The following is a 26,158-nucleotide window of genomic DNA, read 5'->3' as shown; positions in this document are numbered from 1 at the left end:
GCGCGGGGGCGGCGGCCGGGGCGAGAGCGGCGGCCGGGGCGAGAGCGGCGGCCGGAGCGGCGGCCGGAGCCGGGGCACCGCCCCTGGCCCGGGAGGCGGGGGCGGGCTGCCAGCCGGGGCCGCGGAAGACGTGCCCGGCCCGCTGGCGCCAGGTCCCGGCGGCGCGCACGTCCCGTGCGATGGCGGTGTACTCGTGCGTGGCCACGCGCAGCGGGTTGTGGGTGTCGATGTTCTTGGTGAGGCCGTACACGGGCTTGTCGGTCTCCCCGACCCAGGAGCCGAACATCCGGTCCCAGACGATCAGGATGCCGCCGTAGTTGCGGTCGAGGTAGCCGCCCTGGGAGGCGTGGTGGACGCGGTGGTGGGACGGGGTGTTGAAGACGTACTCGTAGGCCCGGGGGAGCTTCCCGATGCGCTCGGTGTGGACCCAGAACTGGTAGAGCAGGTTGATCCCGTAGCAGAACGGGATCACGGCCGGGTGCACCCCCACGGCCACCATCGGCAGGTAGAACCAGTACGTGGTCGCGCTGGTCCAGGGCTGGCGCAGGGCGGTGGTGAGGTTGAACCGCCGGCTGCTGTGGTGGACCACGTGGCAGGCCCACAGGATGCGGATGACGTGGTGGCCGCGGTGCTGCCAGTAGTAGAGGAAGTCCTGGGCGAGCAGCATCAGGGGGATCGTCCACCACAGCAACGGCACACGCAGCGGGGTGAGTTCGTAGACGGCGGTGAAGACCGCGACGACCGGGATCTTCCACAGGAGGTCGAAGCCGATGCTGCCCAGCCCCATGGTGATGCTGGTGACGGCGTCCTTCGTGTCGTATCCGGCGGCGTCCTCGTCGGGATGGAGCCGGTAGCTCACCAGCTCGATCACGGTGAGCAGCACGAAGGCGGGTACGGACCACAGCACGACATCGGGCAGGTTCGGCATGCCCGCACCATAGAGGCGCCCTCCGGGGTGCCGCTAGAGGTTGTTACCGATCGGTATTCATCCGAGTTACCGCAGGTACCCGCAATACTTGGCCCCCGGCGTGGGGAGGCGCGGTGACGGGGTTCGAGACGGTCCTCTTACGGGTGGCGGGCACGGCGGCGGCGGCGCTCCTGAAGTCCCTCCTGGCCCGCGCCCCGGGGGCCGGCCTGGCCCGGGACCCGGCCGCTCCGGCGCCGCGCTGGCGGCGGCCGGCCGAGCTCGGGGAGGGCGAGGCGCGCCGCCTGGCGGCCTCCCTGGCGCCCCGGCTGGGCGAGGCGGCCGACCGGCTCCCGGAGTACGAGCGCCTGGCGGCCGTGGACGCGGTCGGCGACGCCTTCGCCGCGCTCGGCCCGCTGGACGCGGACGCTCTCTTCGCCCTGGACCTGGACCCGGCGGCCGTCACGGCGGCGGTACTGGCCCGTACCCCGCCGGCGGGCCTGGCCGAGGGGGCGGAGCGCGCGTACCGGGAACTGGTCGGCCTGTGCTGCGCGCATGCGGTGGAGTACGTGACGACCCTGCCCGGCTTCGGAGCCCGGGCGGACGTGGAACTGGTGCGCCGGACCTCCGCGTTGGCCCGTTCCCTGGAGCGATTGCACGCGGGCCGCGACGACGGGGCCACGCACGCCTTCGAGGAGCGGTACGCCGAGTACCTCGCCCGCACCCACGGCCGGCTCCAGCTCTTCGGCCTCACCCTCGGCCGGTCCCGGCAGGAATGGCCGCTGGACATCGCCTACATCGGCCTGGCGGTGAGCGGCGAACAACTGCTCCCGGGGGAACCGGAACCCCACCAGGGCTCCCGGCGGGCGGAGCACGCCCTGGCCTCGGCGGACCGCGTGCTGCTGCGCGGGCCGGCCGGCTCGGGCAAGAGCACACTGGTGCAGTGGCTGGCCGTCAACGCCGCCCGGCGGTCCTTCGGGGCGGCCCTGGACACCTGGAACACCTGCGTCCCCTTCGTCCTGCGGCTGCGGTCGTTCACCTCGGCCGAGAGCCTGCCGCCGCCGGAGGACTTCCTGCGCGCCGCGGGCGTTCCGCTGACGGCCCCGGCGGGCTGGGCCGAGGACCTGCTGCTCAGCGGCCGGGCCCTGGTCCTCGTCGACGGCGTGGACGAGGTCCCGCAGCGCCTGCGCAACCGTACCGAGGCATGGCTGCGCTCCCTCGTGACCGCCTTCCCCCGGGCCCGCTACGTGGTGACGACCCGGCCCTCGGCGATCCCGGAGGACTGGCTGGCCGGCCAGGGCTTCCGTGCGCACGCCCTGCTGCCGATGGGACGCGACGACATCCGGGCGTTCGTAGGACACTGGCACGCGGCGGCGCGGGCGGAGTGCCCGGATCCGCAGGAGACGGCCCGGCTCGACCGGTACGAGGCCTCGCTCCTCGAAGCGGTGGCCTCCCGCCGGGATCTGGGGCGGCTGGCCACGAACCCGCTGATGTGCGCGCTCCTGTGCGCCCTGAACCGGGACCGGCGGATGCAGCTGCCCCGGGCCCGCAAGGAGCTGTACGACGCCGCACTGGACATGCTGCTGTTCCGGCGGGACGCGGAGCGGGAGATCGGTACCGTCGAAGGGGTCTACCTCACTCGGGACGAACAGATCCTCCTGCTCCAGCGGCTGGCGTACTGGCTCATCCGCAACGGCCAGGTGGAGGCCTCCCGCGACGAGGCCGTGCAGATGCTGGAGACGTGGCTGGAAGCCATGCCCCAGCTGCGCGAGCAGGGCGGCCCGGACCGGATCTTCTCCCACCTGCTGATCCGCAGCGGGCTCCTCCTGGAGCCCATGAAGGGGTCGGTCGTCTTCGTCCACCGCACGTTCCAGGACTACCTTGGCGCCAAGGCCGCCGTGGAGGCCCGGGACTTCGGCGCCCTGGTCAACAACGCGCACGACGACACGTGGGACGACGTGGTCCGCATGGCGGTCGGCCACGCCAGGCCCGACGAGCGGGCACTGCTGATCCGCCGGCTGCTGCGGCGCGCGGACCGGTCGAAGGCCGTGCACGGTCGGCTGGTACTGCTGGCCGCCGTCTGCCTGGAGCACGCGCCCGAACTCGACCCCGAGGTCCGGCGGGAGACCGAGACGCGCACCGCCGCGCTGCTGCCGCCGCAGCGGTTGTCCCGGGCGGCGGAGCTGGCGAAGGCCGGGGAACTGGTGCTGGACCTGCTACCCGGCCCGCAGGGCCTGTCCGAGGCCGAGGCCGCGGCGGTCGTCCGCACAGCGGCCCTGGTCGGCGGGCCGCAGGCCCGCGACACGATCGCGCGGTTCCGGGTGGACACCCGCCCGATGGTCATGACGCAGATCGTCCTGGGCTGGGAGAACTTCGACCGGGCCGGATACGTGGACCAGGTGCTGGCCGGAGTCGATCTCGGCCTGACCTATCTGAACGTCCGCACTCCGGAGGAGCTGGCCCAGTTGCGCCGGCTTCCGGGCGTCCGGTACCTGAGCCTGCACGACGGGATCGGGCTGTCGGGGGAGGTGACCGGCCTACGCGAACTCAAAGGGCTCACGATCCAGCAGGACCCGGGCCTCACCGACCTGTCCCCGCTGACCCGGCTGGAACGGCTCACCCGTCTGGGCCTCTACCTGTGCCCCGGCGTCAGCGACCTCGGCCCGCTGACCGGTCTGCCCTTGCGGAGCCTGACCCTCTCCCGCCTCCCCGACGGCCTGTCCTTGCGGCCCTTGGCCGCGATCGGTTCGCTGAACCATGTGGCGCTGGACTTCAAGGCCGACATCACCGACGTCGCGGAGTTGGAGCTGCCCGACTCCCTCTCCGCGTTCGGACTGTGGAAAGGGGCCCGCCACATCGGTCTGGACGGTCTCGAACGGTGGCCGCGGCTCGACTTGCTGACCCTTTCCGGTGACCGGCAGGCAAGCCAACTGGCCGCGCAGCGATCGGTGCCGGACCTGGAGACGCTCCAGCTCAACGGCGCCGCGGTGGACCCCCGCTCCCTGGTCCGGCATCAGAACCTGACCACGCTCATGTTCGAGAAGTGCGACGTCGCCTCGGGGCTCGAACCGCTGCGGGAGCTGCCCCGGTTGCGTCGGCTCGCGCTGGCCCGCAGCACCGGTGTCGTCGATCTGACGCCGCTGGCGGACCGGGAAGGCCTCACCGTCGAGCTGTACGGGGCGAACGCCCTGCGCGGAACCGAGCTGTTCCCGCCGGAGCGGCTCCTTCACAGGGACTGAGCCGCGCCGACGGGGAGGGGTCACCAGACGCGGACCGAGCCGCCGCGGGCGAAGGCCGGGCTGGTGGCGGCCGGGGGGATCGCCGTCAGGGGTCGCGCGACCTCCGAGACCAGGGGGCCGCACTTCGCCGCCACCGCGTCCAGGAGGTCCAGGTCGAAGCCGTAGACCCGGGCCGCGTTGCCGCCGACCATCGCGGCGACCTCCTCGCGCGGGAGACCCGCGTAGGCGATGCGCAGGCCCTCGCGGGAGAACGGCGTGGTGCCCTCGTCATGGGGGTAGTCGCTGCCCCACATGATCTTGTCGAGGCCGATCCGGTCCCGCAGCGGGACCTCGTGGGGGCGCATGAAGCTGGCTCCCACGAAGCAGTTGTCCCGCCAGACCTCGCTCGGGCCCTTGCCCATCGAGTCGGCCAGGCCCGCGCCGAATTTGGACTCGGCGGTGGCCGAGGCCGCCACCAGGCGGCCGTGGTAGTAGTCCAGCATCTCCATCACGCCCGGGATCCAGCCGGAGCCCTGCTCGGTGAGGACCAGCTTGAGGCCCGGGTGGCGGCGGAAGGCACCGCCGAAGATGAGGTGCCACAGCGCCCGGTGCGAGAACCAGGTGGTCTCCACCATGAACACGGCGCGCGCCGCCGGTTCGTCGCCGAGCGGCGGGGACGCCGAGCCGCCGTGGTGGTTGACGGGGACGTCCAGCTCGTCGCAGACCGCCCAGATGGGGTCGTAAGCGGTGGAGTAGAGCTCGGGGATCCCGCTGCCGGGCGGTGCGCCCGGCAGGAGGATGCCGCCGGTGAGGCCCGCCTCCTTCGTACGGCGGATCTCCCGCACGGCCGCGTCCACGTCGTTCAGCAGGATCTGGACCACCCCCGCCCGACGCCCCGGGGCGTCGGCGCAGAAGTCCGCGAGCCAGCGGTTGTGGGCCTGGAGTCCGGCCCAGCGCAGGGTGAACTCCGCGGCCGTGGGCGGTTGCGCCAACAGGGAGGCGTTGGGGAAGAACGGCGGGACGGTGTTGGGGAAGAGGACCTCCGCCACGATGCCGTCGGCCTCCAGCTCGGCCAGTCGGCGCCCGGAGTTCCAGTTGCGGTCCGCCGTCTCGGCGAGGAGGTCCTCGTACGGGTTCACGTACGAGGCGGCCCAGGCGTCGAACTCCTCGTGGTACCGCTTCTCCAGGTACGGCTTGTAGTCCAGCAGGTCGGCGCCCGCGTGGCAGTCCGCGGAGATGACCGTGTACCGGTCCGAGGCCGTCACGGGTTCACGCCCAGCACCGGGAAGTCGTGCTCCGTCAGCCAGTGGCGGCCCACGTCCCGGGAGCGGGCCCAGGAGGCTTCCACCGCCGCCTGGTCCGCGGACTGCCCCAGTTCGGCGGGGGTGGGGCCGATCCGGCGGGCGATCGGGGCGAGCTTGCCGGTGTCGAAGCCGAAGACCTCGGCGGCGGCGAGGCCCAGCATCCGGCGGGTCTCCGCCACCGGGATGTCGTGGAAGGTCTTCCGCAGCCAGGCGCGGGTGGCCGGCCAGGTGCCCTCGGGGTGCGGGAAGTCGGAGCCCCACAGGATGTTGTCCACGCCGATCTCGTACCGCTGCGCCAGCTCGCGCCGCTTGGTGTTCGTCGCGCAGATGAACACCTGGCGGTCCAGGTACTCGCTCGGCGGTCGCTTCAGCTCCTCGAACGGCGAGAGCTTCTTGCCGCCGTGGGCGCCGAGGTAGAGGCGGTCCATGAACCACAGCTGGTTCGGCAGCCACCAGCAGCCCGACTCGGCCACCCCGAACCTCAGGCCCGGGTGGCGTTCGAAGACGCCCGACCAGAGCAGGAACCACAGCGGGCGGGCCGGCCACCAGGTGACCTCGGAGACGAAGATGCCGAGGTGGTCGCCGTACTCGTGGCGGGGCGAGGCCCCGGAGTGGGTGACGACGGGCATCCCCGTCTCGGCCGCCGCGGCCCAGACGGGGTCGTAGCGGCGGTCGTGGTAGGGCGCCTTGTCCACCCACATCGACGGGATCATCAGCGCGCCCAGTCCGGACTCCTTGGCCCGGTGGATCTCCGCGACGACCTTGTCCGGCTCCCCCGTGATGGGGAGCAGGGCGACGCCGCAGTGGCGTTCGGGGTGCTCGGAGACGAACTCGGCCAGCCAGCGGTTGTGCGCCTGTGCGCCCGCCATGCCCAGCTCGGGGTCCTGGTCGCCGGACAGCCCCAGGCCCACGCCGAAGGGGGCCGCGGTCCGGCTGTCGACCGCGTCCGCGTCGGGGAAGACGACCTCGGCGGCCACGCCGTCGCCGTCGAGTTCCTTCAGCCGCTGCCCCGTGTCCCAGCCGCCCTTGAGGCCCTCCTGGTGGTCGTGGAACCACTTCTCGGCGAAGGCCTCGTTGCGGACGCCGAGGCGGGTGGCCTCCGCGCGGCGGGCGTCGCGCCGGCCGAGGAAGTCGTCGAACGCGCAGTGGAAGCGGGAGTCCAGGTACGGGCGGTAGAGCTCGGTGGGCAGGCCCGCGTGGCAGTCGGAGGAGATGATCAGGTACGGGTCTTCACCCGCGCGGTCCGGGGCGTTCGCGCCGTCCGGGACGTTCACGTCGACCGGGGCGTTCACGTCGACCGGGGCGTTCACGTCGTCCGGGGCGTTCACGTCGTTCGGGTCGTTCACATGCGTGTCAGGCACGGCGGGCCCCTCAGTCGAGGATGAAGCTTTCCAGGTAGGCGGGGTTGGCGCGGTCGAGCATCGACCGCGACCGGGCACGGATCTGCCGGTCGCTGTGCTCGCTCGCCGGGAGCATCCAGAAGCGGTCGGCGCGGATCCCGTCGACGACGTGCTCGGCGACGTCCTCGACGGGCGTGAAGTCCACCTCGTGGCCGGCCCGCTTCATCGCGGCCTCGTACTGGTCGAGGCTGCGGTACGGGGTCCTGCGCGGCCGCTGCTTCGCGTACCGCTCGGGCCGGTTGCGGTGGGACTCCCACAGCCCGGTGCGCAGCATGTGCGGTCCGGGGAAGAGGACGGAGGCGCCGATGTCCGCGCCCTCCGCCTTGAGGTGGGCGTAGAGCGACTCGGTCATGGTGACCACGGCCGCCTTGGTGACGGCGTACACGGACGCGGTGGGGAGCGGGGCGATGCCGCCGTCGCCGGAGGACGTGTTGACGACGTGGCCCGGTCCGCCGGCGGCGATCATGCGGGGGACGAAGGCCTGGATGCCGTGGAAGACGCCCCAGACGTTGACGGAGAAGGCCCACTTCCAGTCGTTGGGATCGTGTTCCCACATCCGGCCCTCGGCTCCGGATCCGACGCCCGCGTTGTTGCACAGCACGTGCACGGCGCCGAAGGCCTCGTACGCCGCGTCGGCCAGGGAGAGCACGCGGTCGCGGTCACTGACGTCGACGAGCTGCGCGAGGACCTCGGCCCCCTGCGCCGTGAGGTCGGCGGCGGCCTCGCGCAGGGCGGGCTCCTCCACGTCGGCGAGGACGACCTTGAGTCCCTCGGCGGCGAAGCGGCGGGCCATGGCGAGTCCGATGCCGCCGGCGGCGCCGGTGACGACGGCGACCTGTCCCGGTTCCAGTCGCATCTCAGACACTGCCTTCCGGCGGGCCGTCGAGGATCTGCATCGGGTCGTCGTACCGCTGGTGGATGTAGGGGAGGAGGGCCTGGGCGCTGACCCGCTCGACGACCCTGCCCGTCTGGTCGGTGGTCTTCTCACCGATGGTGATCTCCACGAGCCGGCGGACGGGGAGGTCGGCGATCGGGTCGAACATCGACTCGCGGAGCACCACGTCACCGGTGATGTGCTCCAACTTGCGGACCTTCTCGTTGCGGGTGCAGTGGACCAGGACCGGGTCCGCGTCGAAGCCCGATCCGTCGACGGCCGGGAGGAACTTGAAGTAGAAGTCGGTCTTCCGGACGGGCTCGGGCAGCGGCAGCTCGCGGTCGACGGCGCCGCGCACCTCCACGAAGGCGATCCCGTGCCGGGCGAGGGCGGCCCGGACGACGAGCCCCTCGCGCTCGACGGTGACCTCGCCCAGCTTCTTGGGCTCGCCGAAGACCTCTCGGCCGCCGGTCAGGGCGCGCTCGTGGGTCATCGGCATCACCAGTGGGTACCAGCCCCGCACGCCGCCGTGCTGGGCCGCGACGGCCACGGAGCCGGCCCCGAGGGGGTAGCCGGGCAGGTCGACCTTGCTGATGTTGACCCGTACCAGGGGCCGGTCGGCCGGCTTGAGCGGGGGCGGCAGGACCGCCGCGACCACGTCCGGGTCGCTCTCCCAGACGGCCACCACACCCGTGGACCAGATGTCGGGGAGCTTGGAACTCTTCTCGCGCGACGCCGCGATCTCGGCCTCGGTCCGCGCTCCGTACCGTACGCGTGCCATGACTCGCACCACCCTTCGGTCGGTTCTGTAACACAGTTACACCGACGCCGATGAAGGGTAAAGACCCGTGCACGCGGCAGAACTGACGCTCCAACAGATTGGCTGGGCCGGACATGGCCAGAAGTACGCTGACCCGTCGGGACGTACTGGACGCCGCCGCGTCCCTGGTCAAGCAGCACGGCCCCGCCGCCCTGACCATGCGCAAGCTCGCCGCCGAGCTCGGCACCGCGGTCACCTCGATCTACTGGCACGTCGGCAACCGCGAGTCGCTGCTGGACGCCCTCGTGGAGCGGACGGTGGAGGAGATGGGCGCCATCCGGCCGGCCGGCCGCACTCCCGCCGACCGGATCCTGTCCGTGGCCCGCACCCTGCGCCGTGAACTGCGCGAGCGCCCGCACCTGATCGCGATGGTCCACGAACGCGGACTCACCGAGCGGATGTTCCTGCCCGCCCAGCAGGCACTCGTCCACGAGGTGCACGCGGCGGGGCTGCGCGGCAGCCGGGCGGCCGACGCGGTGCGCGCGATCCAGTTCCAGGCGATCGGCTTCCTGCTCGTCGAGCGCAACCGCGAACGCTCCCCCGCGCAGTCCCCCGCCGAGAGCGACCTCTGGGACCCCGCCGCCGCCCCGCACGACCCGGCACTCGCCCGCGCGCTGGCCAAGCCCGCGGACCCGGACCGGCTCTTCACCGTCTCCGTACGGGCCCTGGTGTCGGCCCTCCTGGCCCCGGACCGCTGAGCCGGTTCACCGGCGGCCGCGTCGGGCCCCGGTGGCGCCGCAGTGCGCGCACCGGATTGCGCCCGAGTGGGCGCCGGTGCCCCGTGGCGGAGTTGGGCCGGCGGACCGTCGGGGCCGTGGCTGTCGGTCGGGGCCGATATCCTCTGTGACCATGCTCGACGACCGTACGACCGCAGAGACGACGTGGCCGACCGCGTACCCCCAGGGGTACGCGGTCGTCGACGTGGAGACCACCGGGCTCGCTCGCGACGACCGGATAGTCTCCGCGGCCGTCTACCGGCTCGACGCCCGGGGCAACGTGGAGGACCACTGGTACACGCTGGTCAACCCGCGGCGGGATCCGGGGCCGGTGTGGATCCACGGCCTGACCAGCGCCATGCTCCAGGACGCGCCGCTCTTCGAGGACATCGCCGAGGAGTTCGCCGACCGGCTCGCGGACCGGGTGCTCGTCGCCCACAACGCCATCTTCGACTGGCAGATGATCGCCCGCGAGTACGCGCGGGCCGCCGGCGCGGCGCCGGTCCGTCAGCGGCTGTGCACCATCGCCCTGTCGAAGGAACTGGACCTCCCGCTGCCCAACCACAAGCTGGAGTCCCTCGCCGCGCACTTCGGTGTGGTCCAGCAGCGCGCGCACCACGCGCTGGACGACGCCCGGGTCCTGGCGGAGGCGTTCCGGCCGTCGCTGCACGCCGCCGCGCGCGACGGGGTACGGCTCCCGCTGCTCGAATGCCGGCCGCTGACCGAGTGGTCGGACTCACCGGCCACGCCGCGCGTCGGCTACCAGGCCTCCTACCGGGGCGGCAGCTGGCGGCCCTCGCGCAAGCGGCCGGCGTGCCCGCACCCGAACCCGGGACGCTTCGAGGACGGCAAGCCGTTGAAGCAGGGCATGCGGATCGCCTTTTCGGGGGACACCTCGGTGGAGCGGGAACTGCTGGAGGACCGGGCGGTCGAGGCCGGCCTGCACATCGCGACGAGTGTGTCGCGGCTCACGAGCCTGCTGGTGACGAACGACCCCGACTCGGCGACCTCGAAGACGGTCAAGGCGAAGTCCTTCGGGACCCCGGTCGTCGACGAGGCGGCCTTCACGCAACTGCTGCGCGACGTGGCGGCGGCCGAGGACTGAGACCGGACCGCGGATTGCGCCGGGTGGGTGCCCGCACGGCGACTCACCCCGGTGGATCTTGTTCCGGTCGGCCGCTGTGCGCAGCATGCGGCGCATGGCACGTTGTGAGGTCTGCGGAAACGATTACGGCATGTCCTTCGAGGTGCACGCGCAGGGCGCCGTGCACGTCTTCGACTGCTTCTCCTGCGCCATCCACCGCATGGCGCCCATCTGCGAGCACTGCCGGGTCCAGATCATCGGGCAGGGCGTCGATGTCGAGGGGCAGTGGTTCTGCGGGGCGCACTGCGCCCGCGCGGAAGGGAAGGTGGGCATCAAGGACCACGTCTGACGTCCGACTCCCCGGCCCGAGCCCTTCCGCCACCCCCCGGCCCGGGCCGTTCGACACCCCCCGCCGGGACCCTTGCGCCACCCCCCGCCCGGGCCGTTCCGCCACCCCCGGCCCGGGCCTCCCCCGTCCCCTTGTCCGAGCCTCCCGCGACCCCGGACGGCCACCCGGCCGCCGGGGTCGTCCCGACTGGGGGTACCGTCGTGGGCGTGTACCGCTTTGTGCTGACCCGGCAGTGGGTGTGCCTCACCCTCGTCGCCCTCGTCCTCATCCCCGTGATGGCCAAGCTGGGGTTCTGGCAGTTCCACCGCCATGAGCACCGGGTCGCGCAGAACCAGCTGATCGAGGCCAACCTCAAGGCCCCGCCCGTCCCCGTGACCGAGGTCACCTCGCCGGGCCACCGGGTGCCGCGCGCGGACTTCTGGCGGGCGGTCACCGCGACCGGTACCTACGACGCCGCGCACGAAGTGGTCGTACGGATGCGGACCTCGGCCGACGACAAGGTGGGCTTCCACGTCGTGACCCCGCTCGTCCTCGGCGACGGCCGGGCCGTGCTGGTCAACCGGGGCTGGGTGCCGGGCGGCGGCGATCCCCGTGCCTACCCCCAGGTCCCCGCCGCGCCCGCGGGCGAGGTCACGGTCTCCGGCCGGCTCAAGGCCGACGAGACCAGCGGCCGCAGCGGCATCAAGGACCGCGCGGGGCTGCCGGACCGTCAGGTCATGCTGATCAACAGCGGCCGGCAGTCCGAGACACTGGGGCGGCCCGTGCTCGGCGGCTACCTGGAACTCACCGCTCCGGACGCCTCGGACGGCGGGCCCGAGCCGGTCGCCGAGCCCGACCACGACTCGATCGGCGCGCACATGGCGTACGCCGTCCAGTGGTGGCTGTTCGCGGCCGCGGTGCCGGTGGGCTGGCTCGTGCTGGTCCGCCGGGAGAAGCGCGACCGCGAAGAGGCGGCGGCCCGAGGCACCGAGCGGGAGCCGGTGACGGCGGCGTAGCGTATCGGCATGGATCTTGGATTGAAGGACCGTGTCTATGTCGTCACCGGGGCCACCCGCGGCCTCGGCTTCGCCTCAGCCCGCGAACTGACCGCCGACGGCGCGAAGGTGCTCCTCACCGGCCGGGACGAGAAGCGGGCGGCAGACGCGGCCGCCGCCCTGGGCCCGGGCGCGGCCGGGGTGGCCGCCGACAACGCCGACCCGGCCGCGGCGGAGCGGCTCGTGGCCGCCGCCCGCGAACGCTTCGGCCGTTTCGACGGCATCCTCATCAGCGTGGGCGGGCCGGCCCCGGGCTCCGCCGCGGACAACACGGACGCCCAGTGGTCGGCGGCCTTCGAGTCGGTGTTCCTGGGCGCGGTCCGCCTCGCCCGGGCGGCGGCGGCCGAACTGGGCGAGGGCGGGGTGATCGGCTTCGTGCTGTCGGGCTCGGTCCACGAGCCCATCCCCGGCCTGACCATCTCCAACGGGCTGCGCCCGGGGCTCGCGGGCTTCGCGAAATCCCTCTCGGTCGAACTGGGTCCGCGCGGGATCCGGGTCTTCGGCCTGCTCCCGGCCCGCATCGACACCGACCGGGTGCGCGAACTCGACGCGCTCTCGGGGGACGCGGCCGCCGCGCGGGCGCGGAACGAGGCCGCGATCCCGCTGGGGCGGTACGGGGAGCCGCAGGAGTTCGGGCGCACGGCGGCGTTCCTGCTGTCGCCCGCGGCCTCGTACCTGACGGGCGTCATGCTGCCCGTCGACGGCGGCTCCCGGCACGGCTTCTGACCCGCCGTCCCTCCGGGTCCGGGCCCTACGTCACCCGCTGGGCCCGGTGGGACGTGACCTTCAGGCGGGCCTCCGTCGGCAGCTCGGCGAGGCCCGCCGCCGACTTCGCGTGGCCCAGTACCGGGCCCGCGAGAGCCGCCAGGGCGTCGGCCGGCACCGCGTGCGGCTCCAGTTCCAGGGCGATCCGCAGGGCGGGTGCCCCGCGGCTGCGGTGCAGCGCGACGCGGCAGCGCGCGACGCCGTCGAGGGCGCCGGCCTCGGCGGCCACCGCCTCCTCCCACGCGCGCCCGCGCAGCAGGGCGTACGCCCCGTCACCGGTGTCGACGGCCACCGCCCGCAGCCGCGCGCGCCTGAACTGGGCCAGCAGCCACCACAGCGCCAGCAGCACGCACAGCGCGAGCCCGGCGAGCACCGCCCACGACCACCAGCCCTCGGCGTGCCCGTACCGGTGCCGGGTCTCCCGCGCCAGCAGCGGCGCGTGCCGGCCGCCGAACGGCCATGACGCCGTCAGCAGCGCGGCTCCCGCCGCGAGCAGGACCAGGCCGACGAGCGCCAGCACGATCCGGTTCACCACTGCGAGCACCCCGCTCACCGCCCGACCCGTACCCGGCGCCGTGGTGGGTGCGCCAGGCCCAGTTCCTCGATGCCGACTACGAGCACCGCGTCGAGGTCGGCCCGTACGTCGTCCAGCTCGCGGAAGTGCGAGGTGGCCCGTACGCCGACGCGGGACCGGCCCACCCGGACCTTCACCGACCGCACCCCGGACACCTCCATCGCCCGGTCCCGCAGCACCTGCGCGGCGTCCTTGCGGCCGAAGCCGGCCCGCACGCCGCGGGCGGAGGCGGGCACGCGCATCGGCAGGATCCCGCGCAGTCCGGGGGCCAGCGCCAGCAGCAGGAGCACCAGCCCGGCCGCGGCGAGGGCCGCGCCGGCGAGCAGGACCCAGGGATCGGCGGGGGTGGCGCGGTCCAGCTCGTAGGAGAGCTGGCGGCGCCAGACCATGCCGGGGCGGCCGGCGCGCACGGCGGCCAGGTCATACAGGAGCAGGCCCGCCGCGCCCAGCACGACCAGGGCCGTGAGCGCGGCCGGGATCCGCCGGGCGGAGCGGAAGCGGGTGACGCGGGCCGGGCCGGAGACGGGGCCCGCGGCGGCGTCGTCGGTGGCGCCGCCGTCGGTGGCGCCGCCGTCGGTGGCGCCGCCGTCGGTGGCGCGGGCGGGAGCCGTCACCGCAGCCGCCGGTCCCGCCCGGCGGCGGGCCGGGCGTGCGCTGAGTGCAGGTGCTCGATCTCGATGTCCACCTCGGGTACGGCCATCGCCGCGCACTCCTCGATCCGCCGGGTGACCTGGCGGCGTACGGCCGCGCACTGGGCGGCGAGGTCGGAGGGATAGTCGAGCTCCAGGCCGATCCGGACCCGGGCGATGTCGTGGTGCACGGTGACGGTCGAGTGCGGGGGCGCGCCCGCTCCGGGCGCCGGGCCGGCGCCGTCGGCGAGCGCCTCGCGGGCGGCCTGGGCGGCGATCTTGGCGACGACCCGGTCGGCGATACGGGTGGATCCGCGCTCGGCGGCCTCCACCCGGGGCGGTGCGGTCCGCGGCGTGGTCATCGGCGCCTCACCCGCGCCGGTCGCCGCGGCCGCGGTCCCGGTCGCGGGGGCGGAACAGGTCCCCCGGTTCCAGGTCCCCGTCGAGGAACCGCCCGACGACGAAGCCGACGGCGCCGAGGGCCCCCACCAGGAGGAAGGCCCCGAAGCCGCCGAAGTATCCGGCGAAGCCGAGGGCCAGGCCGGCCAGGAGGCCGACGACAGCCATGCTCATTGCGGGGCTCCTCTCGGCTAGTGGAGCCGGGACTCCGGCTCCTCGTCTTCCTCGTCGGGCAGTTTGACGTCGCTGACGGCGATGTTGACCTCGACGACCTCCAGCCCGGTCATGCGCTCGACGGCGGAGATGACGTTCTCGCGGACCGCCCGGGCCACGTCGCGGATCGCCACGCCGTAGTCGACGACGATCTCCAGGTCGAGGGCCGTCTGGACCTCGCCGACCTCGGCCTTGACGCCCCGGCTGACGGCGGACTTGGCCCCGCCGGGGACCCGGTCGCGGACGGCGCCGAAGGTACGGGAGAGGCCGCTGCCGCTGCCCATGGCGTGGACGCCGACCACCTCGCGGGCGGCCAGTCCGGCGATCTTTTCGACGACGCCGTCGGCGATGCTCGTGCGGCCCCGGTCGCCGGGGTCCTTGGCGGGGCTCCCCAGGGAGGATTCGGTCATCGCTTGTCCTTAGGAGTGAGGCGGTCCTGCTCGGTAGGGACTCCCACCACCGTAAGCGGGCGGGCCCGCCGACGCGCCGGGGGCTGCTCCGGTCGGGCGGAACGGGTAACGCTGCCTTTCTGCCCCGCATGCGTCCGCGTATGCCGCCGCCCCGCTCCCGTGGCGGGGAGCGGGGCGGCGGCCGGGTGCTCGCGGGGGCCTTCGCGAGGTCAGTCGGACAGGCCCGCGAGGTCGCGCAGGCGGCGGGCCTGAGCGGCGCGCTCGGCGGCGCGCTGGTCGTCGTACGCGCGGGCCGGCGCGGCGCGCAGCAGGGTCTTGGTCTCGATCACGGCGTCCCGGGGGGCGGCGAGCAGCGCGGTGGTGAGGTCCTGGACGGCGGCGTCGAGCTCGTCGGCCGGGACCACGAGGTTGGCGAGGCCGACCCGCTCGGCCTCCTCGGCGTGCACGAAGCGGCCCGTCGCGCAGATCTCCAGCGCGCGGGCGTAGCCGACGAGGGTGGTCAGGGGCTGGGTTCCGGCCAGGTCTGGGACGAGGCCCAGGCTGGTCTCGCGCATGGCGAACTGCACGTCGTCGGCGACCACGCGCAGGTCGCACGCGAGCGCGAGCTGGAAGCCGGCGCCGATCGCGTGCCCCTGCACCGCGGCGACGGAGATGACGTCATTGCGCCGCCACCAGGTGAACGCCTCCTGGTACTCGGCGATGGTGGAATCGAGCAGCTCGTCCGAACCGCGTGCCAGGTCGAGGAAGGACGGCTCGCCCTCGAAACCTTCGGGGGTGAACGCCTGCCGGTCGAGCCCGGCGGAGAAGGACTTCCCCTCGCCGCGCAGCACGACGACGCGGACGGTGCCCGGCAACAACCTCCCGGCCTCCGCCAAAGCCCGCCAGAGCGCGGGGGACTGGGCGTTTCGCTTGGTCGGATTGGTCAGTGTCACCGTGGCGACCGTGTCGTCGACGGTGAGTCGTACGCCGTCCTTGTCGAGCAGAGCCATCCGTATGCCTCCGGTGTGCAGTCGGCCGTGGACCCGGCCTAAGTGACTGCACAGTAACCACCCAGCCGACCGGGAGGCCGACCGGGGGTCACCGAAGGAACCGTTGGAACGGTGGAGCTGTTGAACCTTTGACGCCTGTGGAACCTCGGAACGATGGGCCCGGGGGTCAGGCCGTAGCAGCCTTCTTACCGCGCGTCGCGCCTCCGCGACCACGCAGCGAGACCCCGGACTCACTGAGCATCCGGTGCACGAATCCGTAGGACCGGCCGGTCTCTTCGGCCAGCGCCCGGATACTCGCACCGGAGTCGTACTTCTTCTTCAGGTCTGCCGCGAGCTTGTCGCGCGCGGCGCCGGTTACCCGGCTGCCCTTCTTCAGAGTCTCGGCCACCCGTGCCTCCTCGTGGGAAGTGCGCTCTGGACTTCTCATGATCACCCCTCCCCCGCTTCCTGGCCACCCATTCAGCAAGGTCGGTACGACGGCATTTCCGGAGCGGTGGACGCGCGAGCAGAACGGAATCTCCCCTTCCGCTGCATGACCTCCGTCACACTCTCCGACCCTCCCGGGGAATCACCAGGTCAGGGGTGGGGAGCGGAGAAATGGAAGGCCCCGGCGACACCCCCCGAAGGGGACGGCCGGGGCCTTCGTACGACGCGCAGCGGTACGAGACTGCCTCACTCAGATGATGGATCACCTCTGAGCCGAATGATCCATAAGGAACTGGATCAGAAGCGGAACCGGATCAGGCGAGGGCCACGAGGTCCCGGTAGTCCGGTCCCCAGAGGTCCTCGACGCCGTCCGGGAGCAGGATGATGCGCTCCGGCTCCAGTGCCTCGACGGCGCCCTCGTCGTGGGTGACGAGGATGACGGCGCCCTTGTAGGTGCGCAGCGCGCCCAGGATCTCCTCGCGGCTGGCCGGGTCGAGGTTGTTCGTGGGCTCGTCGAGCAGCAGCACGTTCGCGGCGGACACGACCAGTGTGGCCAGGGCGAGCCGGGTCTTCTCGCCGCCGGAGAGCACCCCGGCGGGCTTGTCGACGTCGTCCCCGGAGAACAGGAAGGAGCCGAGCGTCTTGCGGACGGCCACCAGGTCAAGGTCCGGGGCGGAGGAGCGCATGTTCTCCAGGACCGTGCGCTCGGGGTCCAGGGTCTCGTGCTCCTGGGCGTAGTAGCCGAGCTTGAGGCCGTGGCCCGGGGTGACGACACCCGTGTCGGGCTTCTCGGTGCCCGAGAGCAGGCGGAGCAGGGTGGTCTTGCCGGCGCCGTTGAGGCCGAGGATGACGACGCGTGAGCCCTTGTCGATGGCCAGGTCGACGTCGGTGAAGATCTCCAGCGAGCCGTACGACTTCGAGAGGCCCTCGGCGGTCAGCGGGGTCTTGCCGCAGGGCGCCGGGTCGGGGAAGCGCAGTTTGGCGACCTTGTCCGAGACGCGGACGGCGTCCAGGCCGGCGAGCAGGCGGTCGGCGCGCTTGGCCATGTTCTGCGCGGCGACGGTCTTCGTCGCCTTGGCGCGCATCTTGTCGGCCTGCGAGTTCAGGGCGGCGGCCTTCTTCTCCGCGTTCTGGCGCTCGCGCTTGCGGCGCTTCTCGTCGGCCTCGCGCTGCTGCTGGTAGAGCTTCCAGCCCATGTTGTAGACGTCGATCTGGGAGCGGTTGGCGTCCAGGTAGAAGACCTTGTTCACCACGGTCTCGACCAGGTCGACGTCGTGGGAGATCACGATGAAGCCGCCGCGGTAGCTCTTCAGGTAGTCCCGCAGCCAGACGATGGAGTCGGCGTCGAGGTGGTTGGTGGGCTCGTCGAGGAGCAGGGTGTCGGCGTCCGAGAAGAGGATCCGGGCGAGCTCGACGCGGCGGCGCTGACCACCGGAGAGGGTGTGCAGCGGCTGGCCCAGCACCCGGTCGGGCAGCCCGAGCGCGGCGGAGATCGTGGCCGCCTCGGACTCGGCGGCGTACCCGCCCTTGGTGAGGAACTCGGTCTCCTGGCGCTCGTACTGGCGCAACGCCTTCTCGCGGGTGGCGCCGGCGCCGGTGGAGATGCGCTCCTCGTTCATCCGCATCTTCTTGATCAGCACGTCGAGGCCGCGCGCGGACAGGATCCGGTCGCGGGCCAGGACGTCGAGGTCGCCGGTGCGGGGGTCCTGCGGCAGGTAGCCGACCTCGCCCGAGCGGGCGATGGTGCCGGCGGCGGGCTGGCCCTCGCCGGCGAGGCACTTGGTCAGCGTGGTCTTGCCGGCCCCGTTGCGGCCGACCAGTCCGATGCGGTCGCCCTTGGCGACGCGGAAGGAGGCGGACTCGATGAGGACGCGGGCTCCGGCGCGCAGCTCGACGCCGGTTGCGGTGATCACGGAAATACTCCAGGGCGGTGGGGACGGCGGAAGGGGGGCAGGACGCGCAAGCTTCGACGCCGCTAACCCGCGAGGAGATTTGCCATGGAAGACATTCTACCGGGGGTGCGCAACTACTTTGCGGGTCGCCGGGCACCCGCCCGCCCCGCCGGGAGCGCCTCCCCGCGTCCCCCGTCCGGCCGAAGCCCCACTGCGGCCCGGCGGAGCGGCAGTCGTTCCGCGAGGGCTGCCGCACGGGCGACATGGCCCGGTGCGACACCTTCCGCCGGCGGTCGGCGGCGCCTGCCATGCTGTGACGCGGGTCACCGTCACGAGAGGGAGTGATCGTCATGGCAGGCGTTCCGTCCATCTGTCCCACCCTGGTCTACCGCGATGCGAAGGCGGCCATCAAGCTGCTGACCGAGGCCTTCGGGTTCAGCCAGGTCGCCGTGTACGAGGGTGAGGACGGCTCCGTGGTGCACGCGGAGCTGGCGTACGGCAACGGCGTGGTGATGCTGGGCAGCAAGGGCACCGGCGGGGTCTTCGACCAGGCCATGGTCGACGCGGGGCCGTCGGGGGTGTACGTCGTCGTGGAGGACGTGGACGCCCACCACCGGCGGGCCGTCGAGCACGGCGTGGAGGTCCTGATGGAGCCGACCGACCAGGACTACGGCTCCCGGGACTACATGGCCCGGGACGGCGAGGGCAACATCTGGAGCTTCGGGACGTACGCGCCGCAGGCCTGAGGACCCGCGGCGCGTCCGTGCCGCTACGCGCGTTACACGCCGCCGGTGTGGACCTGGAAGGCCGCGCGGCGGACCGCCTTGGCCAGCGCCGGGTCGGGGTGGGCCGCCGCCAGCGCGACCAGGACCTGCACGGTGCGCGGGTGGCCGACGGCACGCACCTCGTCGAGGAACCGGGGCACGGTGGTCCGCACGGCCGAGTCGAGGTGACGGGCCAGCAGGTCGGCCTCGCCGTGGTCGGCGATGGCTGCCGCGGTGTCCACCCAGAGCCAGGTCGACTCCTCGGGCGTGAGGACGTCCTGGGCCTCGTCGGGGTCGACCCCGTCGTGCTCGGCCAGCCAGAGCAGGGCGTAGGGGCGCAGGGCGGGCTCGCGGGCGGCGGCGCGCACCTCGGGCTCGGCGGGCGCGCCGACCACCCGCAGCGCTTCGAAGGCGAGGCCGCGCACCAGCGCGTCGTCCCCCCGGGCGGCGTGCAGCAGCTCGCTGACCGCGTGGCCGACCGGCCGGGCGGCGAGCCAGGCCCGGTACTCGGCGCGGGCCGGACCGGGGGTGAGCCGGGCGCAGCCGTGCAGCATCGCGGCGGCGGACTGCTCGATGTTCCCGGCGGGGCTCTGCGCGGCGACGCAGATCTGCTCCAGCTTGACCCAGACCGCCCAACTGCCCAGCGGGGTGAGGGTCGCGCGGGCGGGGCCGAGGGTGACGGCGTCCACGGCGGCGAGGCCGCCGAGCGCCCAGCGCAGCAGCCGGGCGAGCGGGACGGGCGGCGCGGGGAGGGCCGTCCGTCCGGCGGTCGGCGCCGCCGGGGCTCCCCCGGCTCCCTGCGCGCCCGCGTCGTAGGGGACCTCGCAGCGCTCGTCGCGCAGTTCGGTCACGCGCTGCCCGAGCAGGTCGAGCAGGTCCGGGACGCTCACCGGGCCGGCGGACAGCTGGAGCAGGGAGAGGAGCTGGGGCATGGCCTCGACGACCTCGGCGACGGCCGCGGGGGCGATGTCGGCGGGGGCGGGGTGGACCAGCGACCAGGCGTCGAAGAGCGCGACCCAGCCGCGCAGCACGGCGGTGTCGTCGCGGTCCCAGGCGCGCAGCCGCCAGCCGGGCCGGGCGTGGCCGCCGTGCACCTCGACGAGTCCGGCGAGCCGGGCGCGGTCCCAGCCGACCCGGATCTGCCCGTGTGTCAGGTTCAGTTCCCCGGCGGCCCGTTCGACGTCGACCGCCGCCAGGGCGCCGGAGGGCGCGGCCCGGCCGCCGTCCCCGGCGCCCAGGTTGACCTCGGCCCAGCGGGTCAGGCGTACGGCGTCGGCGAGCGAGGCCCGGGCGCGGTTCGCCAGGTCCGCCGTGGCGGGAGTGCCCGCCGGGGGTCTGGGGGCGGGTCGGGTGCGGCGGTCGGTCACCGCCTTGCGGGCCGCGGCGACGGAACGCGGCGAGACGAGTCGGAGTCTGGAGTCGCGAGCCAACTGCTCATCAGGCTTTCGGGACGTCACGGAAGCAGTCTCGCCCGTCACTGGCCGAAAGCCCAAACGGAACTGTCCGTTACCGCTCCCACCCGAGGTACAGACCGGGACAACCCGGCCTCCACGTCGCTTCCGGCACACGGCCTTCACATGAGGGGGGTGAGGAAACGGCGCAGGACCTCCTCGTAGCCGGACGGGTCGGCGTTCCACATCGCCCCGTGCCCGGCGGCCCGCACGGTGTGCAGGGTGACCAGGTCGGGGCGGGCGGCGGCGAGCCGGCGGGAGGGGCCCCACGGGGCGAACACGTCGTCCGGGCCGTGGAGGATCAGGACGGGGACGCGCAGCGCGGCGGGGTCTGCGCCCGGCGCCGGCCGGTCGGCGCGCAGCCCCGCGCGGCTCTCGGCGGCCCGTACGGCGAGCGGCAGCACCGGGGCCGGGGTGCGGCGGGCCGCGGCGAGCGCGCGCAGGGTGGCGTGCCAGTCGAGCACGGGCGAGTCGAGCACCAGCCCGGAGATGCGGCCGGCCAGCGCCGAGCGCTCGGCGGCGTGCAGGGCCATGGTGGCGCCGGTGGACCAGCCGTGCAGGATCACGCGGCGGGCCCCGTAGCGCAGGGCGTAGCGGATGGCGGCGTCCAGGTCACGCCACTCCGACGCGCCGAGGTGCCCGAGGCCGTCCGGGGAGGCGGGGGCGCCCAGGTCGCCCCGGTAGCCCAGGTCGAGGACGGGCAGCCGCTGGCGGTGCAGGAAGGGCATGACGACCATCGGGTGCTCGCGGCTGCTGCCGAGCCCGTGCACGGTGATGACCCAGGTGTCCCGGGCCGCGGGGACGAACCAGGCGGGCAGGGCGCCCAGCTCCCCGGGGACGTCCACGTCGGCGTGGTCGAGGCCGAGGGCGGTACGCGGATCGCCGAGGTGGACCTGGGGGGTGAGGGTGAGCCGGGTGCCGGGGTCGAGGGAGCCGTGGGTGACGGCGAGGAGCCGGCGTACGACGGTGTCCGGGTCGTGGGGCACCCCGGTGAGGACGGGTCCGACGACGGCGTGCACCCCCGGGGCGTCCAGGCCGTACGTACCGGGGCGCAGGGAGGCCAGTGAGCGGGTCAGGGCGATCCGGCCGGCGGCGGTGGAGTGGACGGTGAGGCGCGGCCCGCCGGGCAGCGGGCACCCGGGCCGGTGCCGCAGGGCGGCGCCGGCGGCGTACCGGCCGGCCGCGACGGCGGCCGCGCCGGCGCCCAGGAGCATGGTGGTGACGGCCGCTGCCGTCGCTGTCGCGGTACGCACGGCTCCAGTGTCGGGGCGCCGATCCCGGGGGGCCACCGGAGGGGCGCGGCCCGGCCGCGCCGCGGCGGGCGTGATCCATCTCTCCTTCCGGTTCCGGAGGGCGCCGCCCGTATGTCCGGGATCCGGCGCGGAGGGGTTCATTCACCCGGCTTTGACGTGCATTAATCGATGTATCTCCGCCAGAACCGGGACGAAGGTTCCGATCGCGTGGCGAGGCAGTACACCGATCGGCCCGTGCCAGTTCATCTTCCGTTCATCCAGGTTGCCTACGGTCGCCGAGCCACTGACGTCAAACAGAAGCCTGGGTAAATGGAGCACATAACGCTTCTCCTCGGGATCGTGATCATCACCGCTCTCGTGTTCGACTTCACGAACGGTTTTCACGACACGGCCAACGCGATGGCCACCACCATCTCGACCGGCGCCCTCAAGCCCAAGACGGCGGTGGCCATGTCCGCCGTGCTCAACCTCGTCGGCGCGTTCATGTCCGTGGAGGTCGCCAAGACGATCTCCAAGGGCCTCGTCAACGAGGAAGGCATCCAGCCGGAAGTGATCTTCGCCGCTCTGGTCGGCGCGATCCTCTGGAACCTCGTCACCTGGCTGGTCGGCCTGCCCTCCAGCTCCTCGCACGCCCTGATGGGCGGCCTGATCGGTGCCGCCGTCGCCTCCGCCGGAATCGGCGCGGTCAACGGCAGCGTCGTCGTCACCAAGGTGCTGATCCCCGCGATCGCCGCGCCGCTCGTCGCCGGTCTGGCCGCGATGCTGGCCGCGAAGGTCACGTACAAGCTCGGCGGCAAGGTCGGCGAGAAGACCTCCGCGAAGGGCTACCGCACCGGTCAGATCGCCTCGGCCGGTCTCGTCTCCCTCGCGCACGGCACCAACGACGCGCAGAAGACGATGGGCATCATCACCCTGGCGCTCGTCGCCGGGAACGCCCTGCCCGCCGGCGCCAACCCGCCGGTCTGGGTCATCGTCTCCGCCGGTCTGGCCATCGCGATGGGCACCTACCTGGGCGGCTGGCGCATCATCCGCACCATGGGCAAGGGCCTCACCGACCTCCAGCCGCAGCAGGGCTTCGCCGCCCAGACCTCTGCCGCCAGCGTCATCCTGGCCTCGTCGAGCCTCGGCTTCTCCCTCTCCACCACCCACGCGTGCTCCGGCGCCGTCATGGGTGCGGGTCTGGGACGCAAGGGCGGGGTGGTCCGCTGGTCCACCGCCACCCGCATGTTCATCGCGTGGGGCCTGACCCTGCCGGCCGCCGGCCTGGTCGCGGCCGGCGCCGAGCTGGTCATGCGCACCGGTGACGTCGGCATCGCCGCGGTCACCGTCTTCCTGGTCGGCTCCTGCCTCGCCATCTGGCTCATCTCGCGCCGCCAGGTCGTCGACCACCACAACGTCAACGACGTGCAGCCGGTCGGCGCCGAGGAGCCGGGTGTGGTCACCACGGCCATGGCCGCCGTCACCGTCCCGCCGACCCTCGCGGCCGCCACCACCGCCGCGGTGAGCGACGAGGACCTCAAGGCCACCATCCCGGCCGCGACGACGACCCCGGCGGCTCCGGCCGCCGCGGTCTGACCGAGACAGACAGAGGAACGGCAGTATGAAGATCGACTGGGAAGCACTCGGCTCCGTCTTCGGGGTCAGCCTCTCCGCCACCGTCGCCCTCGTGGCCCTGTTCACCCTGGGCCTGGTGGGCCTGTCCAAGCACGAGGCCGCCACCGAGCAGGGCGGCGCCGCCACCCTGGCCCGCAGCGGTGCGTACGCCTGCTTCGCGCTGGTCGCGGCGGCCGTGGGCTACGGGATCTACCTGATCGTCGCCTGATCCGGCGCGCCGAGGCGCGTCCGGTTCGCCGCGGCAGCTCCCCCCGGGTTCTTCCCGGGGGGAGCTTTCGCATGCCCGGCCGGACCCTCGTCGCAGGTCAACGGCGAGTTGACGGGCGTTCTCGGTGCGTGGTGGACTGCCCGAGCCAATACGGCGGCATGGAGAGGAAGTCCGGTGCGATTCCGGCGCGGTCCCGCCACTGTCACCGGGGAGCGCACGCGGCGCGTGCGTCCCGGGAGCCAGGAACTCTCGCCGCCGGACACGTCGAACCAGGGCGCGGACCCTGAGTGAGGACATACCTGCCACCATGCGTGCCGATCGCGTTTTCGCGTACGGCGCCGCGGCGGGCCTGATCGGCGACCGGATCCTCGGGGATCCGCGCCGAGGGCACCCCGTGGCCGCCTTCGGACGAGCCGCCGCCGCGGTGGAGCGCGCCCTGTGGCGCGACGACCGCGCCCGGGGCCTCCTGCACACCCTGGTGTGCGCCGGGGGCGCGACGGCGGTCGGCGCACTGGGCGCCCGCGCCGTGCGCTCCGCACCACCCGTGGTCCGGATCGCGCTGACCGCCGCCGCCACCTGGGCCGTCGTGGGCGGCACCTCGCTGGGCCGGGAGGCCCGCACCATCGGCGCGGCGCTCGCCGCCGGCGACACCGAGGCCGCCCGGCGGCGGCTGCCCCACCTGTGCGGACGCGACCCGCAGTCCCTGGACGAGCAGCAGATGGCCCGCGCCGTCGTGGAATCCGTCGCCGAGAACACCTCCGACGCCGTCGTCGGCGCCCTCGTGTGGGGCGCCGTCGCCGGGGTGCCGGGCCTGCTCGCCTTCCGGGCCGTGAACACGCTCGACGCGATGGTCGGCCACAAGTCCCCCCGCTACCTGCGCTACGGCTGGGCCTCCGCCCGGCTCGACGACGCGGCGGGCTGGCCGGGCGCCCGGCTGACGGCGCTGGCCGCCGTACTGGCCGGACCCGACCGGCGGGGAGCCGTACGGGCCTGGCGCGCCGACGCCGCCGCGCACCCCAGCCCCAACGCCGGACCCGTGGAGGCCTCCTTCGCCGGCGCCCTCGGCGTACGGCTGGGCGGCACCCTGGCGTACGGGGGCCGGGTCGAGCACCGGGCCGTGCTCAACGGCGCCCGGGGGCGGGCGGTGGAGGTCGCGGACATCGAGCGCGCGGTGCGGTTGTCGCGGCGGGTGACCTGGCTGGCTCTGGGGGCCTGCGCGGTCGCCCGGCTCGCGGTCGCCCGCGCGACGGGGGCCGGTACGTGGGCTTCGAGGGCCTGCGGCACGACGAGGGGAGGACGCGCATGAACGGCGCGAAGCACGGCGGCGGACTGCTCGTCGCGGGAACGACGTCGGACGCGGGCAAGAGCGTGGTCACGGCGGGCATCTGCCGCTGGCTGGCCCGCAGCGGTGTGAAGGTGGCGCCCTTCAAGGCCCAGAACATGTCGCTGAACTCCTTCGTGACGCGCGAGGGCGCCGAGATCGGGCGCGCCCAGGCCATGCAGGCGCAGGCGGCCCGCGTGGAGCCGACCGCGCTGATGAACCCGGTGCTGCTCAAGCCGGGCGGCGACCGCACCAGCCAGGTGGTGCTGCTGGGCAAGCCGGTGGGCGAGATGAGCGCCCGCGGCTACCACGGGGGCCGCCAGGAGCAGTTGCTCGGCATCGTCACGGACTGCCTGGAGCAGCTGCGGGGCACGTATGACGCCGTGATCTGCGAGGGGGCGGGGAGTCCGGCCGAGATCAACCTGCGCCGGACCGACATCGTGAACATGGGCATCGCGCGGGCCGCGCGCTTCCCGGTGGTCGTCGTCGGCGACATCGACCGGGGCGGGGTCTTCGCCTCCTTCTTCGGGACGACGGCGCTGCTGTCCCCCGAGGACCAGTCGCTGATCGCCGGATACCTCGTCAACAAGTTCCGGGGCGACGTCTCGCTGCTGGAGCCGGGCATGGAGATGCTGCGCGGCCTCACGGGCCGGGCGACGTACGGGGTGCTGCCCTTCCGGCACGGCCTCGGCATCGACGAGGAGGACGGCCTGCGGGTCTCGCTGCGCGGCGCCGTGCGGGAGTCCGTGGTGGCGCCGCCGGTCGGTGAGGACGTGCTGCGGGTCGCCGTGTGCGCGGTGCCGCTGATGTCCAACTTCACGGACGTCGACGCCCTGGCCGCCGAGCCGGGCGTCGTCGTGCGGTTCGTGGACCGGGCCGAGGAACTGGCCGACGCGGACCTGGTCGTCGTACCCGGCACCCGGGGCACGGTGCGGGCCCTCTCCTGGCTGCGCGAGCGCGGGCTCGCGGACGCCCTGGCACGGCGGGCGGCCGAGGGCCGCCCGGTGCTGGGCATCTGCGGCGGGTTCCAGGCGCTGGGCGAGCACATCGAGGACGAGGTCGAGTCGCGGGCCGGCTCGGTGGCCGGCCTCGGACTGCTGCCCGTGCGGGTGCGGTTCCGGACGGAGAAGACCCTGGCGCGGCCGACCGGCTCGGCGCTGGGCGAGCCGGTCTCGGGGTACGAGATCCATCACGGCGTGGCCGAGGTGCTGGGCGGCGAGGCCTTCCTGGACGGCTGCCGGGTCGGATCGGTGTGGGGCACCCACTGGCACGGCTCGCTGGAGTCCGACGGCTTCCGCAGGGCGTTCCTGCGCGAGGTCGCGGCGGCGGCCGGGCGGCGCTTCGTACCGGCCCCGGACACCTCGTTCGAGGCCTTGCGGGAGGAGCAGCTGGACCTGCTCGGCGATCTGATCGAGGAGCACGCGGACACGGACGCGCTGCTGCGGCTGATCGAGACCGGCGCCCCGGCGGGCCTGCCCTTCCTGCCGCCGGGGGCGCCGTGAGCGCCCGGCGGGGCTTCCCCCCGCCCGGCCCCTTCCCGGAGCCGG

General features: G+C 73.6%; 26 protein-coding genes and 1 riboswitch. Of the genes, 11 read left to right on the top strand and 15 right to left on the bottom strand.

Annotated features, from left to right (window positions below; translation table 11 throughout):
• The coding region (locus ACWFQ8_RS16210) for a sterol desaturase family protein (RefSeq protein ID WP_453786859.1) at positions 1-928 on the bottom strand (928 nt) is incomplete at its 3' end.
• A 113-nt stretch (positions 929-1,041) separates the two neighbouring features.
• On the opposite strand from ACWFQ8_RS16210, the gene ACWFQ8_RS16205 reads away from it, so the two are divergent.
• A complete protein-coding gene (locus ACWFQ8_RS16205) occupies positions 1,042-4,143 on the top strand; it encodes an NACHT domain-containing protein (protein WP_453786858.1) in 3,102 nt (1,033 codons plus the stop codon).
• Positions 4,144-4,163: 20 nt separating this feature from the next.
• Here the strand turns inward: ACWFQ8_RS16205 and ACWFQ8_RS16200 are convergent, their stop codons facing one another.
• The 4 genes from ACWFQ8_RS16200 to ACWFQ8_RS16185 form a co-directional block, all read right to left on the bottom strand.
• Complete coding sequence (locus ACWFQ8_RS16200) at positions 4,164-5,387, bottom strand: amidohydrolase family protein (RefSeq protein WP_453786857.1); 1,224 nt, start codon at positions 5,385-5,387, stop codon at positions 4,164-4,166.
• Positions 5,384-6,700 (bottom strand): amidohydrolase family protein, encoded by a 1,317-nt coding sequence (locus ACWFQ8_RS16195; protein ID WP_453786870.1) that lies wholly within the window; start codon positions 6,698-6,700, stop codon positions 5,384-5,386. The genes ACWFQ8_RS16200 and ACWFQ8_RS16195 overlap by 4 nt, the downstream gene beginning before the upstream one ends.
• Before the next feature lie 97 nt (positions 6,701-6,797).
• On the bottom strand, positions 6,798-7,682 hold the full coding sequence (locus tag ACWFQ8_RS16190; RefSeq protein ID WP_453786856.1) for an SDR family NAD(P)-dependent oxidoreductase: 885 nt from the start codon (positions 7,680-7,682) through the stop codon (positions 6,798-6,800).
• Between the two features lies 1 nt (position 7,683).
• On the bottom strand, positions 7,684-8,481 hold the full coding sequence (locus tag ACWFQ8_RS16185) for an acetoacetate decarboxylase family protein (protein ID WP_453786855.1): 798 nt from the start codon (positions 8,479-8,481) through the stop codon (positions 7,684-7,686).
• Between the two features lie 113 nt (positions 8,482-8,594).
• Here ACWFQ8_RS16185 and ACWFQ8_RS16180 point away from each other — a divergent pair, with 113 nt between their 5' ends.
• From ACWFQ8_RS16180 to ACWFQ8_RS16160, 5 genes are all read left to right on the top strand, one after another.
• On the top strand, positions 8,595-9,218 hold the full coding sequence (locus ACWFQ8_RS16180; protein ID WP_453786854.1) for a TetR/AcrR family transcriptional regulator: 624 nt from the start codon (positions 8,595-8,597) through the stop codon (positions 9,216-9,218).
• Between the two features lie 151 nt (positions 9,219-9,369).
• The gene (locus ACWFQ8_RS16175) at positions 9,370-10,341 is read left to right on the top strand and encodes a DEDDh family exonuclease (RefSeq protein WP_453786853.1); all 972 of its coding nucleotides are present in this window, start codon (positions 9,370-9,372) and stop codon (positions 10,339-10,341) included.
• A gap of 94 nt (positions 10,342-10,435) precedes the next feature.
• Complete coding sequence (locus ACWFQ8_RS16170) at positions 10,436-10,669, top strand: hypothetical protein (RefSeq protein WP_453786852.1); 234 nt, start codon at positions 10,436-10,438, stop codon at positions 10,667-10,669.
• A gap of 206 nt (positions 10,670-10,875) precedes the next feature.
• Entirely contained in the window at positions 10,876-11,664 is a 789-nt protein-coding gene (locus tag ACWFQ8_RS16165; RefSeq protein ID WP_453786851.1) for an SURF1 family cytochrome oxidase biogenesis protein, read from the top strand.
• 9 nt (positions 11,665-11,673) lie between these two features.
• Positions 11,674-12,429: an SDR family oxidoreductase gene (locus ACWFQ8_RS16160; RefSeq protein ID WP_453786850.1), complete on the top strand. Its 756-nt coding sequence runs from the start codon at positions 11,674-11,676 to the stop codon at positions 12,427-12,429.
• 25 nt (positions 12,430-12,454) lie between these two features.
• Here ACWFQ8_RS16160 and ACWFQ8_RS16155 read toward each other — a convergent pair whose 3' ends face one another.
• The 8 genes from ACWFQ8_RS16155 to ACWFQ8_RS16120 all read right to left on the bottom strand — a co-directional run bounded on the left by ACWFQ8_RS16155 (position 12,455) and on the right by ACWFQ8_RS16120 (position 18,021).
• Positions 12,455-13,021: an alkaline shock response membrane anchor protein AmaP gene (locus tag ACWFQ8_RS16155; RefSeq protein WP_453786849.1), complete on the bottom strand. Its 567-nt coding sequence runs from the start codon at positions 13,019-13,021 to the stop codon at positions 12,455-12,457.
• A complete protein-coding gene (locus ACWFQ8_RS16150) occupies positions 13,018-13,656 on the bottom strand; it encodes a DUF6286 domain-containing protein (protein WP_453786848.1) in 639 nt (212 codons plus the stop codon). The genes ACWFQ8_RS16155 and ACWFQ8_RS16150 overlap by 4 nt, the downstream gene beginning before the upstream one ends.
• Positions 13,653-14,033, bottom strand: coding sequence for a hypothetical protein (locus tag ACWFQ8_RS16145; protein WP_453786847.1), 381 nt, complete (start codon positions 14,031-14,033; stop codon positions 13,653-13,655). The genes ACWFQ8_RS16150 and ACWFQ8_RS16145 overlap by 4 nt, the downstream gene beginning before the upstream one ends.
• Positions 14,034-14,040: 7 nt before the next feature.
• Entirely contained in the window at positions 14,041-14,244 is a 204-nt protein-coding gene (locus ACWFQ8_RS16140) for a hypothetical protein (RefSeq protein WP_453786846.1), read from the bottom strand.
• A gap of 17 nt (positions 14,245-14,261) precedes the next feature.
• Positions 14,262-14,693: an Asp23/Gls24 family envelope stress response protein gene (locus ACWFQ8_RS16135; protein ID WP_453786845.1), complete on the bottom strand. Its 432-nt coding sequence runs from the start codon at positions 14,691-14,693 to the stop codon at positions 14,262-14,264.
• 209 nt (positions 14,694-14,902) lie between these two features.
• Positions 14,903-15,682, bottom strand: a complete 780-nt coding sequence (locus ACWFQ8_RS16130) for an enoyl-CoA hydratase/isomerase family protein (protein ID WP_453786844.1) — start codon at positions 15,680-15,682, stop codon at positions 14,903-14,905.
• Between the two features lie 166 nt (positions 15,683-15,848).
• On the bottom strand, positions 15,849-16,070 hold the full coding sequence (locus tag ACWFQ8_RS16125) for a helix-turn-helix domain-containing protein (RefSeq protein WP_030010789.1): 222 nt from the start codon (positions 16,068-16,070) through the stop codon (positions 15,849-15,851).
• 352 nt (positions 16,071-16,422) lie between these two features.
• A complete protein-coding gene (locus tag ACWFQ8_RS16120) occupies positions 16,423-18,021 on the bottom strand; it encodes an ABC-F family ATP-binding cassette domain-containing protein (protein WP_453786843.1) in 1,599 nt (532 codons plus the stop codon).
• Between the two features lie 329 nt (positions 18,022-18,350).
• Here ACWFQ8_RS16120 and ACWFQ8_RS16115 point away from each other — a divergent pair, with 329 nt between their 5' ends.
• A complete protein-coding gene (locus ACWFQ8_RS16115) occupies positions 18,351-18,746 on the top strand; it encodes a VOC family protein (protein ID WP_453786842.1) in 396 nt (131 codons plus the stop codon).
• Positions 18,747-18,778: 32 nt separating this feature from the next.
• On the opposite strand, the gene ACWFQ8_RS16110 is transcribed toward ACWFQ8_RS16115, so the two are convergent.
• Positions 18,779-20,221 (bottom strand): hypothetical protein, encoded by a 1,443-nt coding sequence (locus ACWFQ8_RS16110; RefSeq protein ID WP_453786841.1) that lies wholly within the window; start codon positions 20,219-20,221, stop codon positions 18,779-18,781.
• Positions 20,222-20,337: 116 nt separating this feature from the next.
• Entirely contained in the window at positions 20,338-21,468 is a 1,131-nt protein-coding gene (locus ACWFQ8_RS16105; RefSeq protein WP_453786840.1) for an alpha/beta hydrolase family protein, read from the bottom strand.
• Positions 21,469-21,777: 309 nt separating this feature from the next.
• On the opposite strand from ACWFQ8_RS16105, the gene ACWFQ8_RS16100 reads away from it, so the two are divergent.
• The 4 genes from ACWFQ8_RS16100 to ACWFQ8_RS16085 all read left to right on the top strand — a co-directional run bounded on the left by ACWFQ8_RS16100 (position 21,778) and on the right by ACWFQ8_RS16085 (position 26,113).
• Positions 21,778-23,043: an anion permease gene (locus ACWFQ8_RS16100; RefSeq protein WP_453786839.1), complete on the top strand. Its 1,266-nt coding sequence runs from the start codon at positions 21,778-21,780 to the stop codon at positions 23,041-23,043.
• Positions 23,044-23,068: 25 nt separating this feature from the next.
• A complete protein-coding gene (locus ACWFQ8_RS16095) occupies positions 23,069-23,290 on the top strand; it encodes a hypothetical protein (protein WP_453786838.1) in 222 nt (73 codons plus the stop codon).
• A 116-nt stretch (positions 23,291-23,406) separates the two neighbouring features.
• Positions 23,407-23,560: riboswitch (cobalamin riboswitch) on the top strand.
• 37 nt (positions 23,561-23,597) lie between these two features.
• Positions 23,598-24,596 (top strand): cobalamin biosynthesis protein, encoded by a 999-nt coding sequence (locus tag ACWFQ8_RS16090; protein WP_453786837.1) that lies wholly within the window; start codon positions 23,598-23,600, stop codon positions 24,594-24,596.
• On the top strand, positions 24,593-26,113 hold the full coding sequence (locus ACWFQ8_RS16085) for a cobyric acid synthase (RefSeq protein WP_453786836.1): 1,521 nt from the start codon (positions 24,593-24,595) through the stop codon (positions 26,111-26,113). Before ACWFQ8_RS16090 ends, ACWFQ8_RS16085 begins: the two co-directional genes overlap by 4 nt.
• Positions 26,114-26,158 lie beyond the last annotated feature (45 nt).

The sequence above is a fragment of the Streptomyces sp. NPDC055254 genome (genome assembly GCF_053606025.1).
This window is presented reverse-complemented; position numbering and strand designations above follow the sequence as displayed.

What these genes read in the sequence shown, in the direction of transcription:
- ACWFQ8_RS16190 (WP_453786856.1), bottom strand. Translation starts at nt 7,682, where the DNA reads ATGCGACTGGAACCGGGACAGGTCGCCGTCGTCACCGGCGCCGCCGGC.
- ACWFQ8_RS16185 (WP_453786855.1), bottom strand. Translation starts at nt 8,481, where the DNA reads ATGGCACGCGTACGGTACGGAGCGCGGACCGAGGCCGAGATCGCGGCG.
- ACWFQ8_RS16180 (WP_453786854.1), top strand. Translation starts at nt 8,595, where the DNA reads ATGGCCAGAAGTACGCTGACCCGTCGGGACGTACTGGACGCCGCCGCG.
- ACWFQ8_RS16175 (WP_453786853.1), top strand. Translation starts at nt 9,370, where the DNA reads ATGCTCGACGACCGTACGACCGCAGAGACGACGTGGCCGACCGCGTAC.
- ACWFQ8_RS16170 (WP_453786852.1), top strand. Translation starts at nt 10,436, where the DNA reads ATGGCACGTTGTGAGGTCTGCGGAAACGATTACGGCATGTCCTTCGAG.
- ACWFQ8_RS16160 (WP_453786850.1), top strand. Translation starts at nt 11,674, where the DNA reads ATGGATCTTGGATTGAAGGACCGTGTCTATGTCGTCACCGGGGCCACC.
- ACWFQ8_RS16145 (WP_453786847.1), bottom strand. Translation starts at nt 14,033, where the DNA reads ATGACCACGCCGCGGACCGCACCGCCCCGGGTGGAGGCCGCCGAGCGC.
- ACWFQ8_RS16140 (WP_453786846.1), bottom strand. Translation starts at nt 14,244, where the DNA reads ATGAGCATGGCTGTCGTCGGCCTCCTGGCCGGCCTGGCCCTCGGCTTC.
- ACWFQ8_RS16135 (WP_453786845.1), bottom strand. Translation starts at nt 14,693, where the DNA reads ATGACCGAATCCTCCCTGGGGAGCCCCGCCAAGGACCCCGGCGACCGG.
- ACWFQ8_RS16130 (WP_453786844.1), bottom strand. Translation starts at nt 15,682, where the DNA reads ATGGCTCTGCTCGACAAGGACGGCGTACGACTCACCGTCGACGACACG.
- ACWFQ8_RS16115 (WP_453786842.1), top strand. Translation starts at nt 18,351, where the DNA reads ATGGCAGGCGTTCCGTCCATCTGTCCCACCCTGGTCTACCGCGATGCG.
- ACWFQ8_RS16100 (WP_453786839.1), top strand. Translation starts at nt 21,778, where the DNA reads ATGGAGCACATAACGCTTCTCCTCGGGATCGTGATCATCACCGCTCTC.
- ACWFQ8_RS16095 (WP_453786838.1), top strand. Translation starts at nt 23,069, where the DNA reads ATGAAGATCGACTGGGAAGCACTCGGCTCCGTCTTCGGGGTCAGCCTC.
- ACWFQ8_RS16090 (WP_453786837.1), top strand. Translation starts at nt 23,598, where the DNA reads ATGCGTGCCGATCGCGTTTTCGCGTACGGCGCCGCGGCGGGCCTGATC.
- ACWFQ8_RS16085 (WP_453786836.1), top strand. Translation starts at nt 24,593, where the DNA reads ATGAACGGCGCGAAGCACGGCGGCGGACTGCTCGTCGCGGGAACGACG.